General features: G+C 64.0%; 3 protein-coding genes and 1 riboswitch. All 3 genes read left to right on the plus strand.

The window, feature by feature from the left end:
* Window positions 1–311: 311 nt before the first annotated feature.
* Entirely contained in the window at window positions 312–1,799 is a 1,488-nt protein-coding gene (locus Q1X90_RS04975) for a type IV pilus twitching motility protein PilT (RefSeq protein WP_300767154.1), read from the plus strand.
* Window positions 1,800–1,870: 71 nt separating this feature from the next.
* A riboswitch (TPP riboswitch) is annotated at window positions 1,871–1,985 on the plus strand.
* Window positions 1,986–2,031: 46 nt separating this feature from the next.
* Window positions 2,032–2,850: a hydroxyethylthiazole kinase gene (locus Q1X90_RS04980; protein ID WP_300767158.1), complete on the plus strand. Its 819-nt coding sequence runs from the start codon at window positions 2,032–2,034 to the stop codon at window positions 2,848–2,850.
* A 164-nt stretch (window positions 2,851–3,014) separates the two neighbouring features.
* Window positions 3,015–3,314: thiamine phosphate synthase (locus Q1X90_RS04985; protein ID WP_300767156.1), on the plus strand; the 300-nt coding region annotated here is incomplete at its 3' end.

Raw genomic sequence — 3,314 nt, forward strand, 5'->3', positions numbered from 1 at the left:
CCTCCGACAACGCCATCACCGCGGACGATCCGTCATTGAAGAGCATCTTCGAGGCGCTGGACCGAGCCCAACGGGAACACGAGGAAACCCGCAGCCACGAGGCCACGCCCGAACCCGTGACACCCACGAGGGCGCCCGAGCCGGTGACGGCGAGCACGCCGGTGCCCCCACCGCATCCCTTGAGCCAAATCCCATCGGGCCAAATCCCATCGGGCCAAATCCCGCAGCCGCAACCTCACGATACGGGCATCGACCCCGCATACCATCAGACCAGCCACGACGACACCCCCCCACAGAAAGAGACCGCAACGATGCAGCCCAACGATCGCACCACCACCGAGGATCCGGAAACAGCCACAACAGGCATCAACTCCACCATGCAGTTCCGGGACATCGAGACGACCCAGCACTGGCCAACACGGACACCACCCGCCAACATTTCCGAACAAACCGACGACGACAACGACGACGGTGACAACGGCAACGCTCGAAGCAAGAGAACGGGACGGGCGCATGCAACGACCACAACATGGGAGCTGCCCTTGAAACGCTCACCCAGCAACCGCAGGAACACCACCCACTGGAGCAGCGGACCGGTGTCCAGCCCCAACGCGAAAACCGATTTCGTGGTCAACGCCTCCACCGGAAACCAGTCCGCGGCGGACGCCTCACGAGCGCGACGCAAGAAAGCCGCGCTGGTCGTCGACGCCATGCATGACAGCTATCCGACCGCAAGCGACGACTTCGTCAAAGCCCTCGCCACCCTCGTGGAGTACAACGCCTCCGACCTTCACCTCGTCGTTGGGGATCCGCCCATGATCCGAGTGGACGGCACGATCCAAACGGTGCCCGGCACCTCAGTCTGGACCAAAGAGGACACCATAGCCGCAGTCAAGGTCATGACCACGCAAGAGGAGCGCGACAGATTCGAGCGCGACCTCGAACTCGACATCTCCTTCGCCATCGGCGACCTTCTACGGTTCCGCGTCAACGTGTACCACGACAGGTCCGGAACCAGCGCGGCCCTAAGAACCATCCCGCTGGAGATCAAATCAGCGGCGCAGCTGGGACTCGATCCGCGAATCTCCGACCTCGCGCTCCTCCCCCGCGGCCTCGTGCTCGTCTGCGGACCGACCGGATCCGGAAAATCGACCACCCTCGCCGCGATCGTCGACCGCGCCAACCAGGAGCGCCACGACCACATCATCACCATCGAGGACCCCATCGAGTTCGTGCACCAGCATAAAGGCTGCATCGTCAGCCAGCGCGAGGTCGGCACTGACACGCTGAGCTTCGCGGAAGCCCTCAAACACGCTCTTCGCGAGGATCCCGACATCATCGAAGTGGGCGAGCTACGAGACCTCGAAACCATATCCACCGCATTGACGGCAGTGGAAACGGGACATCTGGTGTTCGCCACCCTCCACACCCAGGACGCGGCGGCGACCGTCGACCGCCTCATCGACGTGTACCCCGAGAACCAGCAGCAGCAGATTCGCGTCCAAGTGGCGTCCACGCTGCGAGCCGTGATCGTGCAGACGCTGCTGCCGCACATCTCAGGGCACGGACGGGTCCCCGCCACCGAGACGATGTACACCACCCCGGCGATCGCGGCGCTCATCCGCAGCTCCAAAACACATCAGATCCGCACCCAGCTGCAGGCCGGCTCCGATCTGGGAATGCACACGCTCGACCAGGATCTCGCACGACTCGTCGCCGCGGGAACAGTGGACTACAAGCGCGCCGAGCAGCGCGCGCAGGTCGTCGAGGAATTCCACAAACTCGCCGGCCGTCGCTGAACGCGAAGGCCACAACCCCCCCCGGGGCGATGTCGGATGGCGATTGTCCGACATCGCCCCTATGGTTTTCTCACGTAATGCAGGGGAACCCCAGCCACACGATGGCGACGGGTTGAGATAGGCGGAAAGCCTGACCCTTAGAACCTGTTGGTTAACACCATCGTAGGGAGCAACCGTCATGGATATGACAACCCATACCGTGCCCGACGACGCGCACATCAGACAGCGCGTCATGTCCGCCGTCTCGGCGGTTCGGGAATCAACCCCACTGGCCCAGTCATTCACCAATTTCGTGACCATCAACCTGGTCGCCAACGCGCAGCTCGCGGCGGGCGGCACGGCGGCCATGAGCTACCTGCCCGACGACATCATCGACACGGCCCGCGTCGCCAAAGCCAGCTATATCAACGTCGGCACGCTACTGCCGTTCTACGCGGACGCGCTCGACCAGATCACCGCGTACTTCCACACGGCATCGCATCCCTGGGTGCTCGATCCCGTGGCCGCGGGAATCGGCTCCACACGCACGCGCATCCTCACTTCGTTCAAGGACAATCCGCCCACGATCGTGCGGGCGAACGCCTCCGAGACCATCGCGTTGGCGCGAATCTGGGGATTGTCTCAGGGCACGTCGAGCAAACCGTCGGGAGTAGAGTCCGTGGACGACGTGGACAGCGCCCGCGAGGACGCCCAATCCATCGCACGATTCCTCGCCGCGACCGCACCCGGGCATCAGGCCGCCGTGGCCGTGTCCGGACCAGTGGACCTCATCACCGATGGAGAATCCGTGTTCCGGCTAGCCGGCGGAAGCTCGATGATGACGAAAATCACCGGAGCGGGATGCGCGTTGGGCGCGGTCACGGCAACATATCTCAGCGTGTGCGACCCGCTGACCGCCGCGCTGTCGGCGAGCTTACTCTTCAACCACGCCTCCCGGACCGCGGCGGAAACGGCCCAGGGACCGGGATCGTTCCAAACCGCGTTCCTTGATGCGCTGTGGAGCGCCACCCCCGACGACGTGGCGTCATCCCCCCTGCGCCAGGACCTCTAACCGGACAGCAGCCCACGACGCCGGGGCGACGTCGCGCACGGAGCACTTCACGGGGATACCCGTGGGGAACGATCACCCCTCACTGTCACACACTCACTGTCACACACTCATGGCGACACCCGCCTGGACACACCAGCATCGACACACCAGCTAGGAGACACCACATGCCAACCGCATCAACCACCACATACCCCTACCCGTCCATGCGATCGTCATTCGATCTGAGCGCCTACTTCGTCGTGGGCCCGCAGGACACGAAGGGCCGCGCCATCGGAGGCGTCGTCGAGGACGCCCTTATGGGAGGGGCCACGTTCATCCAGCTGCGCGCCAAGGACGCCGACGCCAAGGACATCACCATCATGGCCCAGGACATCGCGCAGATCATTGAGGACAACGGCAAATCCGACACCGTCGCCTTCGTGATCGACGACCGGGTCGACGTCGTCTGGCAATGCCGCAACAAG

Source organism: uncultured Bifidobacterium sp., assembly GCF_949292005.1.
Classification (GTDB): Bacteria; Actinomycetota; Actinomycetes; order Actinomycetales; family Bifidobacteriaceae; genus Bifidobacterium.